This is a genomic window from Chryseobacterium sp. Bi04, assembly GCF_918698085.1.
Taxonomy (GTDB): domain Bacteria; phylum Bacteroidota; class Bacteroidia; order Flavobacteriales; family Weeksellaceae; genus Chryseobacterium.
The window spans coordinates 92,640-105,699 of sequence record NZ_CAKKLP010000008.1 but is presented as its reverse complement, the minus strand read 5'-3'; the positions used below and the strand labels follow the sequence as shown (position 1 = coordinate 105,699).

The following is a 13,060-nucleotide window of genomic DNA, read 5'->3' as shown; positions in this document are numbered from 1 at the left end:
AAGGTCATGCAAATAAATTCAAATATAAGCCCTTCAGAAAATAAGACAAACAATGCCATACTGCCATTTGCCATTATCACCTTTATTTATTTTATTGTAGGTTTTCTGACAACCGTGAATGAGCAGCTGCAGGCGCCTCTGAAATTCACTTTTCTAAGCCATGCCGGCAGTTTGAAAAATACATTTACCACCTTAATTTCCTTTTTCTTCTTTCTTGGCTATCTTTTGAACGGAACACTGGGAAGTAAATGGGTAAATGCATTTGGATATAAAAATACAATCCTGCGTGGTCTTTTTTTTATGATTTCAGGTCTTTTTATGTATTTATGCTCATCCTGGTTTGGTGATCAGTATCCGGATTTACAGTTCAGTATTAAGGATGCGGTTATTCCTTTCGGATTTACCATTTTCGTTATAGGATCTTATTTAATGGGTACTTCTGCCGCCATCATTCAGGTGGTTGTAAATCCTTATGCCGCATCATATGAATTGAAAGGAACCCAGCCGGTACAGCGGTTGAATATTCTGACAGCCATTAATTCAATAGGGACTACTTCTGCACCATTTTTTGTTACCGTGGTCATGTTCAGTGGGATTTCCATAGAAAATATAGAAATCAGGCAGTTGCTGCTCCCTCTGTTAGCACTTATCATATGCATATTAATGGTAATGGTGATTACCAAAAAGCTTCACCTTCCTGATATTGCCCATACGAGAATAGTAGGAGAAGAAAAGCTGGAAAGAAGCATCTGGTCATTCAGGCATTTTGTATTGGGGGTTCTGGCTATCTTTTTTTATGTTGGAACTGAGGTTGCTATCGGAGCCAATATTAATCTGTATGCCTTTGAATTGATGGATTCGGGACATCCAATCACCTTTTTCGGAAAAACAGATATTATTGTCGGTGGGATAGATTTAGGCATTCATGCATTACTGTCTACATTATATTGGGGTGGATTTCTTGTAGGGAGAGCAATATCAAGTTTCTTGAGTAAAATTTCTGCAAGAACACAATTAATAATCACAACAGTTCTTGCGACGATTCTTGCCCTAACATCTATGATTACACAAAACCTTTGGTTTCTGGTGGCAATCGGTCTTCTGCATTCGTCTATGTGGAGCTGCATCTACACCCTTTCTATAAAAGGATTGAATAAGTATACCTCAAAAGCATCAGGTATTTTTATTTCTGCAGTATTTGGCGGGGCTGTGTTTACCCTTATCCAAGGCGGTTTGGCAGATGTTTTAGGCTCGTGGAGATGGACATGGTGGCTTACCGTAATCTGCGAATTGCTGATGCTGACCTATGCTTTGTTCGGATCGAGGATAAGAGAAAAAGATCTTATTCATTAGTTCACTATCATATATTTTCTTATAGCTATTTTATTATCCTGTAAATAATTACCGGATAGAGGATGCTTAGTGTTTATATTAAAAATACTTATGTCATGTTAAAATGTATTATATTGTTTTTTTCCGCGGTTATAGGAAGTGTATTTTTGAATGCACAGGAGGTACATTCTGCTTTACAATTTCGAAATAGTCATTTATGGCGTGGTATTGAAGTTTCTACAGGCTTGGTTTATACAGGAGATGTACATTTGGATTATAAGAACTTCTATGCAGGATTTTGGGCTGGTGGTAATGTGAATGGCTCCTATAAAGAATTTAATAATTATGTAGGATACAGAAATAAACATCTTACTTTAGAATTAGGGGATATTTATAATTTTTCACCGGATGCCTCGTATAATAACAAAGAATTTTTTAATTATTCAGCAAGGGAAACCGGGCGCTTTTGGGACCTGAGATCTTATTATACCATAAGTGAAAAGTTTCCGTTAGTTCTCAGTTGGAACACTGTGGTTTTCGGGAGAGACAGGAACAGTGATAATACAAAGAACAAATATTCATCATTTGTATCGGGAGAATATCCTGTCTATAAGAAAGAAAATCTGGAAGTAAGAGGAAGACTGGGATATGGCTTTGCACTAAACAACAGCAACGGCGAAAAGAATAATTTTTTTGCTAAAGAAGCAGGATTTAATGAGGTGAGTCTTATTATTTCAAAAAACTTTACCATTGAAGGATATAAAATACCCATCGGAATATGGGGAATGTGGAATCCTGTAAACAATAATGCATTTCTGCAGTTTTCCGTACAGGCCTATTCATTCTGAAAAACAGAGATGAATTTGAGAAGTCTATTAAAAATATATTTATTATTTTAAAATAATGGAAGATAAAAAAAATAAAGCAGTCTGCTTTGGAGAAGTTCTGTGGGATATTTTTCCGGGAGAACAGAAAAGAATGGGGGGAGCCCCTTTTAATGTAGCATATCATCTTTCAAGGATGGGTGTTGGTGTCAATATGATCAGTAGTGTTGGAGATGACCAGCTTGGGCACGATCTGTTACAGAAAATGAAAAACTGGAAAATTCCGACTGAGCACATTCAGATAAGCACAGAATATCCTACCAGTACTGTTGTTGCTTCAATGGATGAGAATAATGATGCGCATTATGATATCGTAGAAAATGTAGCCTGGGATTTTATTGATATGACCCAAGCAGATCAGGAAATCCTTAATGAAGCAGATGCTTTAGTGTTTGGAACACTGGCAGCCCGAAGTGAGAAATCCAAAAACACATTATTCCAGTTACTGGAGATCGGTTCTTACAATGTTTTTGATATTAACCTTAGAGAACCATATTATGAGGTTAGCATGATTAAGGACCTGTTACACAAAGCACATCTTGCAAAATTTAACAAAGCAGAATTACGTATGATGCTGGACTTTTTAGGAAAAACATATACCAATGAAGAAGACAGCATACATTATTTACAGGATCAATTTGACCTCCCGGAAATTATTGTTTCCAAAGGAAGTAAAGGAGCTCTGTATGCTTATAAGGATGATTTCTATCTCTATCCTACCATCCCGGTTACCATAAAAGACACCGTTGGAAGTGGTGACTCTTTTTTAGCAGGGTTTTTATCAAAAAAGCTGGAAAAAGGAAGTTCTGTACATGAAACAATGTTACAGGCCGTTTCACTAGGAGCTTTTATTACATCACAGGAAGGAGCATGCCCTGAATATACCCTTGAGGATTTTAACAGATTTAAAAGTGAACACCCTGTCTCTGTTTTGAGCTGAACCAACAAACTGCATATTAATTTAAAATGATTCTTGAAGAAACATTTTATACCTTTAATGGAAGGATCAACACTGAAATATTGTATTATGCAGCATCAGCTAGAAAAACATTATGTAAACAGGGTAGGCTGGCTTCGGGCAGCTGTTTTGGGAGCTAACGACGGGTTGCTGTCCACCACGAGTATTGTTATTGGGGTTGCCGCAGCAGAACCCGACCGTCATATCATCATTCTGGCTGCTTTAGCGGGAATGATTGCGGGGGCAATGTCTATGGCTGCCGGTGAATATGTGTCTGTAAGTTCACAGGAGGATACAGAAAAAGCAGATTTAATCCGTGAAAAACGTGAGCTTGAAGAAATGCCTGAAATAGAACTTAGAGAATTAGCTAAAGTCTATGAAAGAAGAGGTTGTTCCAAAGAAACAGCAATGCAGGTTGCTACTGAGCTCACAGCACATGATGCATTGGGAGCCCATGCCCGGGATGAATTGGGAATCAATGAAATCACACAGGCAAAACCTCTGCAGGCAGCTATTGCTTCATTTGGATCCTTTGCATTAGGCGCTTTATTACCTTTTATGGTCTCTTTACTGGCTCCTATTAAGCAGATGATCTATTTTCAATATGGTTTTTCCATCATATTCCTCATGCTGCTAGGAGCAATTTCAGCCAAAACAGGTGGTTCCGATATTAAAATTGCCATGCTCAGAATCTGTTTCTGGGGGACGGTAGCAATGGGGATTACAGCTTTGGTAGGAAGTTTTTTCGGAGTAAGTGTAGCATAGTACTTTGTACTTTGGAAGTCGTGTTTTAATACTTTTTGAAAGGTAATCTTTTGATTTACAAACAATAAAAAACCTAACAAGTGTTAGTCGTAGAAATACTACACTTTTTCAGATTTAAGCTTAAATATTCTTTCAGTCTGGTAAATACTTCTAATTTTGGTGATATAACCAACCACAAATCACAAAATATTAACGATTAAAATTTACGATCATGGCAGAAAGAAATTCAAGAGGAATTCTAAAATTCAACAACGGTGAAGGACAAAAGTTATTAAAACTGAATTATACGGTAGCCCGTGCTACAGACGTGTCCGGTAGAGTAGCATCTGATCCTTCCAATGCTCTTATTAAAATTACAGTAGAAGCTACAGAGAAATCTGACATCCTGGAAAGCCTACTTAATGGAAAATACAAGCCTACAGTAGGTGAAGTAACTTTCAACAAATCTCACGAAGAAGGAACATTAACAACATTAAAATGGACTAACGGGTATGTCATCCAGCACGAAGTAGATTTCGATGCCGTAGATGAAAACAGTATGTACATCAGTTTTGTTGTAAGTGCAGAACAAATTGATCTTGGTAATTCGGCTTATAACGGGGCTTGGCCTACAGCATAAGAATCCGATCTCTTACAATTTAACTCAACATAAAACAGAATGGTGCTACAAAGATGCTGTTCTGTTTTTTTGTCTGTAATTATTTCCATCGGGACATCATAAATGGACAAGCAGCTTTAGCTTTTTAAAAACCATAATTTCAAACATAAAGCTGATAATGTGAATTTTATATTGTAAAAAATTCATAACTTTATGAAAAGGTCATTTGTTTTTTAATTTTTTTATTAAATAAATTCCCCGAAAACACTTTACATAATATGAATAAAAATACCTCGAATTCAGATAAGATTTCCGAGAATCATATTCCCGGAATCAACCGTGTGGTTAAACTGGATATTGTGATAGAAGGCAAAATCATCAAGCACTTTAAGCATTTTCGTTTGCAGCAAAGTGTAAAAAAACATCATGATTTTGAACTGACATTGGCTCATGATACCCTGGACGGAAGACAAAACCATGATCTGGAAGAAGCTCAACAGTTTTTAGGAAAACGTTTAACAGTGGTTTTTAAATACAAAGATGTAGAAGGAAGTCCGGAAAGAACCTTTGTAGGAGTGATCACAAGAGTGGGCTTCAGCCAGGAAAATCATAACCTTGGAAATATTGTTTTGAAAGGGCATAGCCCTACCATTCTGTTGGATGCTGCTCCCCACACCCAAAGTTTTGGTGGAGATCAGCCTGTTAATATGGGAATCATTGCAGAGGATGTTATCAAACAAGGGATAGAAAGTACCAAGTTTGATGTAAAAGTAAATGCCAAAGCTTCGTCCCAGATCCTCTACAGCGCCCAATATAACGAAACCCATTATAATTATCTCTGCAGAATGGCTGAAGCCTATGGTGAACAGTTCTACTATGATGGTGAAGTGCTGCACTTCGGAAATATGCCACCTCAGAATAAAGCATTGGAACTGGTATATGGAAGCAATGTTTCTGATGTGAATGTTGAATTGAAAGCGGTGCACATCAAACCCAGTTTCTATGGATATAACAGCAGCTCAAATGCTAAGCTCTCTTCAGGAGAAACCCCTATAAAACATGTAGGAAATTTGGCAAAAACAGCTTACCAAAATAATGACGGTATATTCAAAACTCCGGCATTACAGGTAGCTCCCATAAAAGCGGCAACCGATATGGATGTTGTTATTTCCCAAACCAGTACAGCCGGAAGTAAAGCGGTAGAAGTATTTACGGTTTCCGGTGGGACAACTATTCCCTTTTTATATCCGGGATGTGTTGCCGATATCAATATGCGAAAAACAGATACTAATCAAACCTCATATTTTACAAAGCTGATGATGACGGAGGTGATTCATGAGGTGGATGCTTTGGGCCGTTATACAGGAAGATTTGAAGCGATAGCCTCAGATACAGGATTTATTCCGAAACCGGATTTTATTGTACCTATTGCGCAGCCTCAGATTGCTACTGTAATATCCAATACAGACCCGCTGGAACAAGGAAGGGTAACTGTAAGATTTGACTGGCAGCTTCACGATACGACCAATTTTATCCGGATGATGGCTCCTGATGCAGGAGGAACAGATCAGATCACCCAAAACAGAGGCTATGTGGCTGTACCTGAAGTAGGAGATCAGGTGATGGTTGGTTTTGTACATAATCACCCTGACCGTCCTTTCGTGATGGGAGGAATGTTTCATGGGGGAACAGCTATGGGTGGCGGTGTTAATAATCATTTAAAATCTATACAAACCAGAAGCGGTATTAGAATTTTGATGAATGATGCAGAAGGAAGTGTCAATATTATCGATCCTAGCGGGAATAATTATTTTATGGATGGAAAAGGTAATATTGTGGTAACTGCTCCTAAAAATATGACATTCAATGCAGGGGAAAATCTTAATATTAATGTAGGAAAAGATATGAAGACCAGTGTTGGAAATGATCATACTACTACTATTACTAATGATCACAGATTCACCTCAAAAAACTATAAACAGACGGTGAACGAAAATAAAACCATTAATGTAACGGGTGATTTAAAAGAAACAACATCTACCACCACCCATAAAGCAAAAAATGGCGATATCTTGTTACAGAGCTCAGGAGTGGCGAAAATGCTGGGTAAAATAGATGCTAAGGTGAATAAAGGATAGAAAATGTTGAAAAAAGTACTGATCTCCTTCTTTTCATCGGTCTTATCGGTAGTGGCTCTTGTCATTATTGAATTAGGTTTTATGGATTTGACAACACAGTATAGCCATGGAGATTATGGATGGGTCGCCCTTTGGTTGATCTTCGCTTTTTTTCCGGTATTATTTGCTCTGCCGTTTGTAATGGCTTCTAAACGTAAACAAAACGAAATAAATGATTTTCTTTTATTTTGTTTTTACTCTTTTTGTATATGTTTTCTTGTGATATCGTTAATTTTAGTGATTATCCTTCCGTTGATGTCATAAGAATCATTAAGTAACAACAATTAAGAGTAAATTATTAAAAAAATGTAAGGTGTAATAATGAATAAAGTAATAAAATATCTATTAAGCTTTTTATTTTTTACCCAGATCTCGTGTCAGGAAAAAAAAGACCATAAAAAAACTGAAACTATGACAAAATATGAATGGACTGAAGGAACCTCTGCCCCTTTAGGATATCCGATGGAAGTATACAAAGGAGGAATGGAATGCGAAGGGGGAGAATGGGTAGGATTAAGCTTTGGTATCGTTCCCGGGAGCCATTCCTGGGGATCGATTAATCATGGGATGGGGAATGGCTTTAAAAGTCTTCCTTCGCGTTTGGATTTTATCTGGATGTCTTATCTCGAAAATCAGTTTTACCAGATAGATACGGCAATTGATACCGAAATGGTAAGAAAATATTTTAGCCAGGGGTTTGAAATAAAAGGAGCAAGTGGAAAAGCACAACATTTAAACTACGATGTTATTTCTGTAGGTATGGCACCTGGAGGTGTGGTCGTTGTTTGGGTGGCAGGAATTGGCTGGCAAAAAGAAATAGGGAGATATCAGGGTAAAAAAGTAACCATTCCAGAATCAGAAATTGCTAAGCTCGACAGTCATGAAAACCGATTTTGGCGCAAAGATTATTTGGAAATGGTACATACAAGAGAACAGATTATTCCAAAGAAAATACAGGAAGAAAACAAAGGAAAGCCTATACCATTTGGTTTATGGGATGTTTATAGAACAAGGTTTACTTGGAAAGCTGTTTTTGAACTCCCGGAAAATGCAAAATTAAATCCGCTAAGAGATGTTGGGGTTGATATGATAAATGGTGAAAAAGAACAATTTGATGCTGCAAAAAATCCTTTATCAGATTATGATTTTAGAACAATTCCTAGTTCAATTTCAATGTCAGTATTAGATAAAGATAATAATAGATACGGAGCAGCATGTAATTTGGACGAAAAATCCAGCTTTGACGCTTTTAATAGTGTTTTTGGAGATAATCCCAAAAGTACCAAAGCAGAATTAGTCATAAAAGTGAATGAGGCGTTTAGCTTTTTTACAGTAAAGCTAAAAGGGGAAAATGGGAAAGAAGCTTTTATTAAGACAGATAAATTAGAAATATTTAAGTCGAAAAAGAAAAATTAAAAGAAGCCTCAAATTTAGGATTATGGGAAAAACATTTGTGTACAATACTGGAAATTATGCACCTCCTGTTGACGAACTGCATTTGGAGGTAGGTGTTTTCTTTGACGGAACTTTGAATAATCTTAAAAATACTGAGCTCCGCCAAAAATATAAGGATGGCAAAAACAAAATTGAAAGCACGGATTCTGAAGAGGAAATTTTACGAAAAGAAAAAGCGATAGAAGATACGACTGAAAAACAGGAAGATGAATATGATGATTTAGATGATAAAAAAAAGCCAGATGCCGGTTCCGAATATGACCAGTATCTTAAAGCGATTCACAGGAGCCGCTTAGATAAAATGGGGGTTGATAATAGTTTTAGCAACGATTTTACCAATGTTGCCAGATTGTATAAGTGTTGTGAACAGACTAATTATGCTATTTATATAGAAGGTATTGGGACGCTGGATAACCGCAGAGATGTAGATGATGGCTTCCAATATGGATCTGGTATTACAGGGGTAAGAGGGAAAGTGAGAAAAGGATGTGAAAAACTGGCGGATAGAATTAAAGTAATAATCAGAGATAGTTTAAATGCAGATAAACAATTTACAAAAATATATATAGATACTTTCGGATTCAGCCGTGGGGCTGCAGCCGCAAGGAATTTTGCTTACGAAATCAATGGTAAAAAAAGAACAGCAGATGTTGAGATAAAAAAATCCCGAAAGATAGTAGGATATACTCAAATGGATTCTTCCGAAGGGCCAATTACGATTCCCCAATATGGAGATATGTGGATAGATAAGGATAAAATAGAGGTAGATCCTAATTATCTTGTTGATGGAAAGCTTCCGAAATTTGGATTTCTGGGATATTATCTTTTAAGTAAAGATGTACTGACCAAAGAAGAATTGGAAGATTTAGAATTGGATGTTCGTTTTATCGGGGCCTATGATACTGTTTCTTCTTATGAGGAATTTGGTGATATGGGTGGCATGAGACGTGTCGGATGGGAAGGGATGAAGCATTCTACGCTAGGATCTGCATACAATTTCGGAGATGATGTAGAACAGCTGCAGTTATTGAATCCAGGATCTTATTTCAAAGCCGTTCATTTTACGGCAGGCAATGAGCATCGGGAAAACTTTTCATTAACCAGATTTCCAGGTAGTATCGAAAAAGAATTTCCGGGAGTTCATTGTGATATAGGCGGTGCTTATGAAAACGGAATGGAAAAAGTGGATGAAATAGAAACTTCTAACCATAAACCCGTATGGTTCTTAAATAAGCGCAGACAGCAACTGATTGATGAACATTGGTATGATGAAGAACAGATTGAAATCAATAATAGCTTTCTGAATTTTATTACAGCGGGAAGTGTATACCGTAAAATAACCGGAACCCGTTTTCTGAGAAAAGAATACAGCTATATTCCGCTACATTTTATGGAAGAGCACGGTAAAAACCTGTACGACCATCAATTGGTGATGAAAACAGAAACTTCCTATTCTATAGAACATGATCAGTATCTGCCTCATGCAAAGGATCTTTTACATGGTTATGTATTTGAAAATGGTGGAAAGTGGAATTTCAAAACGGATGAACAGGTTGAAAAAGAAAAGCAGGAAAGAGCATTGCAAAGGCTGTTAGACCCGGAACCGGTACAGGAACAATCACCTGCTGAGATGGTAGATGAAAACGGGAATAAAATTAAAACCAAGACCTTGGAAGGGGTGACTGTTACTGCCTATCATCCGCAGACCTTATTAAGAATTATACGCAATAAATACCTTCATTGGTCAGCGAACAGGGACTGGATGGGAATGGATCCCAATAACGATTATCAAAGAAGAATATATCCGGAATAATGAATAGTATACTGCAAAACCTTCATCAGAAAATATACCGCCTGGAAACGATTGTTACAGAGCAGAAAAACGAATTTTATTCCACAGAAAAACGATATGCCAGACAGGTGGAGGTCTGTTACCTTGGAAAAGAGAAAGAAGAACATCAGTTCCAGATTCTAGTCGTTGATTTTGACTTCTCAGATAAAGATGATGCAATGGGGCAATTTTTTAAAAAGGTCAGCTATCTGTTTGATGAGATAGAATGCAGGGTAGATGAAGAGGGAAATATTACAGCGGTAGATAATCTGTTTTTTCTCCAGATGAGGTGGGTGAAAATTCAAACTGAATTATCACAGACCCATAAAGGAGAAGCGGTAGACAGCTATTTCAGCCGGGTGAGCCACTTGCTGGAAAATGAAAATGAACTGATTGAATTTTTAGGAAGTTACCATATGTTTGGGCTGCTTTTTAATGGCTTATTGCAGTCATTTGATAGCAAAAGAAAAAGAATATCTTCTGAAGGATATACGGAAATTATGACTCCTGTAATGGATGGTGAAAAAATGATGCTGACCATTTCTTCTGAAAACTTAGAAAAAACTGAAACCAGCTATTTCAGAGGTCTCTTTGTTTTCAAGGGCGATCTTTATGAGGAAGGTTTTACAGAAGTTAAAAAACACAATGCCCATTTAAAACATTCATTATTATGGATAGGTTAAATAACGATGGCAAAAATGCCGTCCCGGAAACTCAAAATCAGGCTCCAGAACAGACTCCCGATCAGATGAAAGCTGCCAACAGCCAGAAAATGGCAGGAAAGCGTGCCGAAAATGAGGAGAAAGATAAAAAGCAGGAAGATTTATTGCTGGCTATAGACGGAGCAAAAATAAAATTCAATGCTCATTTGGGAACATTTAAAGTGTTAAATGATGTGCCAACCACACAAGATAAGCTTACCGGAACTATTGTAGAAAAACAGACACCCAATTTTATCTTTGATGATGGTTTCATTTTGACGAAATCTATAGAGTGGCAAAATTTTGGAAATGCTAAAGTACAGGACAATGAAGTGCTGTTGAAGAAATCGTTTTTACCCGGAGTAGGAGCTGTACCCGGAACACCTCCGGAAACGGGGAAAGTTGAATTTGTAGATTCCGGACAGGTGAATATACCTGAAAGCATTGATCCAAAGGGTGCACCGGTTCTGCGAAATACTATTGTGGAACAAACCTTTGTAGCCTGTATAGATTTCTATCGTTCGCAATTAAATGCAGATGGAAAATTTGGAAGAGAAGATACTCAATACAATGGAGAATTTGGCTTTGACCGATTTGATAAACAAGTTTGTGCTGAAGGATTAGCTTCTAAATATGAAAAATTATCCAATATTATTACTAAAGAGAAAACCTATGCTGGTAAAAAAGAATATCTATGTCCATACTTAAGTGTTTGGGGGCCAAATACTGAAAGTAATACCGATAATAAAAAAAGTAAAATTTTTATATATGTAAGGGCCAATGAGGCCTTTGTGAAACGTGAAATAAATGAAGCTGATATTGAATTAATAAGTTCAGATGATAAAATCAAAATATCTCCTAATATTGTAAGATTAAGTATAAAAGGTGCTGCTCAAAAAATTAGTATTGAATGTACAGGAGCATTTAGTAAGGATGTTACCATTATTGCAAAAGCAAAAGAGCAACCTCAGGAATTAGGAAAACTTATTGTAAAAGCTAATACTATTTATAAAACCATTATACAGCCAGTAAAAGTGACCTTTGGAACTACAGCAAGTACCGAATCCAAAGATATTCCTCATGTAAATTTAATGAAGGATATAGTGAAATTATTTAATGAAAACTCTTTTAACCAAGCCTATATTTTTGGAGAATTAGCTGCTACTACAAAGCATGTCACTTTTTTGGAAAGCGAATTTAAAAGTTTTTTCAATGATATTGACGGAAAACGATATTTAGAATATTCTGCCTCAAATAAGCAGAAAGCATTTAAATATGATGAATTAATGGGACGTCGATTTGAAGCAAATAATTCTGGTAAGGCTGATCAGCAAAGAAGAGAAGAATTACTCAATAAAAAGATTGAAAATCTACTGAAGGAAATTGATAAAATGTATGGTTATAAAAGTGATGACTTGAAAAAAGCTAAAAAGATGCATGAAGAGCATAAAGTAACTAATATATGGAATGATCAAAAAATAAAAGCTTTGTATGATGATTTTGTAAAGGAAAAAGCCGAATATAATCAATTATACCCAAATTCATTTAAGCTAGACCAGAATGGAAAAATTTATTTCTTTTATACTGAAGATATACATGGCGCAGGGTCTCCTGAAAAAGAAATACAGGCTTTTTCATTAATAAATTCTGGGACTGCACAAATTTTCAATTCTGCTCTTACTGATAAAGATGCAGCTTCTTTAATAATACATGAATTAGGGCATGCTTTCGGATTAAGACATCCTTTTGAGGCAGAAGTGATGGGGAGGTATCAGATAAAAGAAAATGGACAAAAATATAAACAAGATTATGAAGATGAAATCAAAAATTTAACAGTTGAGATAGATAGCGTAATAAATTCGAATATTGATAATTTAGAAAAATTAGAGGGTATCTCTAAAAGAGATAATATTCCAATAAGTGATTTACAAGGCTTGACTCTGCTTAATGAAAGATATAAATCTTTAGAAGCTCTGGTTACGGACAAATATTCTTTTACAAATTTTGAGGCAAATTTTGTAGATTTTGTAAAAAATGATGTGATCGGTTTAGAGGGAAAAGCACTTTCTCAAATAAGTTCTAATGCTGTAAATCTATTACAGGAAAAAGAAAACTTAAAAATGAAGAAAGAAGAATTAGAGAGATTGAAAAAAGAACGTAAAAAAGCAAAGTCTTATGAAGAATTTCCCAACTCTAAAGCTAATAGTGAGACTCTTGAGAATTATCTGGACTACAGACAAAAAACAGATGGTACTTTCAATAGTAATTTTCAATACAAATCTTTTTATCAATGGCAGTGGAAAAATATGATTAACCTTGGGAAAACAAGAAAATATTTAATTGAAATAAAATAAAAGAG

General features: G+C 36.1%; 10 protein-coding genes. All 10 read left to right on the top strand.

The window, feature by feature from the left end:
* Window positions 1–6 precede the first annotated feature (6 nt).
* The 10 genes from LQV47_RS13835 (at window position 7) to LQV47_RS13790 (ending at window position 13,055) form a co-directional block, all read left to right on the top strand.
* Window positions 7–1,353: an MFS transporter gene (locus tag LQV47_RS13835; protein ID WP_230037804.1), complete on the top strand. Its 1,347-nt coding sequence runs from the start codon at window positions 7–9 to the stop codon at window positions 1,351–1,353.
* Window positions 1,354–1,448: 95 nt separating this feature from the next.
* Window positions 1,449–2,180, top strand: a complete 732-nt coding sequence (locus tag LQV47_RS13830) for a hypothetical protein (protein WP_230037802.1) — start codon at window positions 1,449–1,451, stop codon at window positions 2,178–2,180.
* Window positions 2,181–2,235: 55 nt separating this feature from the next.
* Complete coding sequence (locus LQV47_RS13825) at window positions 2,236–3,156, top strand: carbohydrate kinase (protein WP_230037800.1); 921 nt, start codon at window positions 2,236–2,238, stop codon at window positions 3,154–3,156.
* A gap of 87 nt (window positions 3,157–3,243) precedes the next feature.
* Window positions 3,244–3,939 carry a VIT family protein gene (locus tag LQV47_RS13820; protein ID WP_230037798.1) on the top strand — a complete coding sequence of 232 codons (696 nt, stop codon included), beginning with the start codon at window positions 3,244–3,246 and terminating at the stop codon, window positions 3,937–3,939.
* 211 nt (window positions 3,940–4,150) lie between these two features.
* Entirely contained in the window at window positions 4,151–4,558 is a 408-nt protein-coding gene (gene tssD / locus LQV47_RS13815) for a type VI secretion system tube protein TssD (RefSeq protein WP_047487665.1), read from the top strand.
* A 257-nt stretch (window positions 4,559–4,815) separates the two neighbouring features.
* Window positions 4,816–6,675 carry a phage baseplate assembly protein V gene (locus LQV47_RS13810; protein WP_230037796.1) on the top strand — a complete coding sequence of 620 codons (1,860 nt, stop codon included), beginning with the start codon at window positions 4,816–4,818 and terminating at the stop codon, window positions 6,673–6,675.
* 360 nt (window positions 6,676–7,035) lie between these two features.
* On the top strand, window positions 7,036–8,130 hold the full coding sequence (locus LQV47_RS13805) for a DUF2931 family protein (RefSeq protein ID WP_230037794.1): 1,095 nt from the start codon (window positions 7,036–7,038) through the stop codon (window positions 8,128–8,130).
* 22 nt (window positions 8,131–8,152) lie between these two features.
* Window positions 8,153–9,982, top strand: coding sequence for a DUF2235 domain-containing protein (locus tag LQV47_RS13800; RefSeq protein WP_230037792.1), 1,830 nt, complete (start codon window positions 8,153–8,155; stop codon window positions 9,980–9,982).
* Window positions 9,982–10,683 (top strand): hypothetical protein, encoded by a 702-nt coding sequence (locus tag LQV47_RS13795; protein WP_230037790.1) that lies wholly within the window; start codon window positions 9,982–9,984, stop codon window positions 10,681–10,683. Before LQV47_RS13800 ends, LQV47_RS13795 begins: the two co-directional genes overlap by 1 nt.
* A complete protein-coding gene (locus LQV47_RS13790) occupies window positions 10,671–13,055 on the top strand; it encodes a hypothetical protein (protein WP_230037788.1) in 2,385 nt (794 codons plus the stop codon). The genes LQV47_RS13795 and LQV47_RS13790 overlap by 13 nt, the downstream gene beginning before the upstream one ends.
* Window positions 13,056–13,060 lie beyond the last annotated feature (5 nt).

Excerpts from the sequence above, each read along its gene's own strand:
- LQV47_RS13835 (WP_230037804.1), top strand. The coding sequence starts at position 7 with ATGCAAATAAATTCAAATATAAGCCCTTCAGAAAATAAGACAAACAAT.
- LQV47_RS13830 (WP_230037802.1), top strand. The coding sequence starts at position 1,449 with ATGTTAAAATGTATTATATTGTTTTTTTCCGCGGTTATAGGAAGTGTA.
- LQV47_RS13810 (WP_230037796.1), top strand. The coding sequence starts at position 4,816 with ATGAATAAAAATACCTCGAATTCAGATAAGATTTCCGAGAATCATATT.
- tssD (WP_047487665.1), top strand. The coding sequence starts at position 4,151 with ATGGCAGAAAGAAATTCAAGAGGAATTCTAAAATTCAACAACGGTGAA.
- LQV47_RS13795 (WP_230037790.1), top strand. The coding sequence starts at position 9,982 with ATGAATAGTATACTGCAAAACCTTCATCAGAAAATATACCGCCTGGAA.
- LQV47_RS13805 (WP_230037794.1), top strand. The coding sequence starts at position 7,036 with ATGAATAAAGTAATAAAATATCTATTAAGCTTTTTATTTTTTACCCAG.
- LQV47_RS13790 (WP_230037788.1), top strand. The coding sequence starts at position 10,671 with ATGGATAGGTTAAATAACGATGGCAAAAATGCCGTCCCGGAAACTCAA.
- LQV47_RS13825 (WP_230037800.1), top strand. The coding sequence starts at position 2,236 with ATGGAAGATAAAAAAAATAAAGCAGTCTGCTTTGGAGAAGTTCTGTGG.
- LQV47_RS13820 (WP_230037798.1), top strand. The coding sequence starts at position 3,244 with ATGCAGCATCAGCTAGAAAAACATTATGTAAACAGGGTAGGCTGGCTT.
- LQV47_RS13800 (WP_230037792.1), top strand. The coding sequence starts at position 8,153 with ATGGGAAAAACATTTGTGTACAATACTGGAAATTATGCACCTCCTGTT.